Genomic DNA, 248 nt, shown 5'->3' with positions numbered 1-248 from the left:
AGTAATAATAACAAGCGTGATGTTTGTCACGACACCAAACACCGCAGATAAACTGGACGTGATATTTTGCGGCAGGTTTTGGAGAAAACTTGTCAATGACTGTTCAATTTTTGATATCGATACATAATCCTGGTTCATCATCCAGGTAAACCATTGAGAATGGGACAAATCCTTTGTCAGCGCCTGAATCTGTTTTATATAATCAGGAAGGTTGTTAAACAGCCCTGTCACCTGTGAGGTGATGATAG

1 protein-coding gene is annotated in these 248 nt (G+C 39.9%); it reads right to left on the bottom strand.

Going from position 1 to position 248, the window contains the following annotated elements:
- A partial coding sequence (locus SB660_RS22735) for an AI-2E family transporter (RefSeq protein ID WP_410584774.1) occupies positions 1-248 on the bottom strand: 248 nt, incomplete at both ends.

Source organism: Bacillus sp. SIMBA_005 (genome assembly GCF_046535585.1).
Taxonomy (GTDB): Bacteria; Bacillota; Bacilli; order Bacillales; family Bacillaceae; genus Bacillus; species Bacillus pumilus.
The sequence above is the reverse complement of the archived record's forward strand: the minus strand, read 5'-3'. Positions and strand labels throughout refer to the sequence as shown.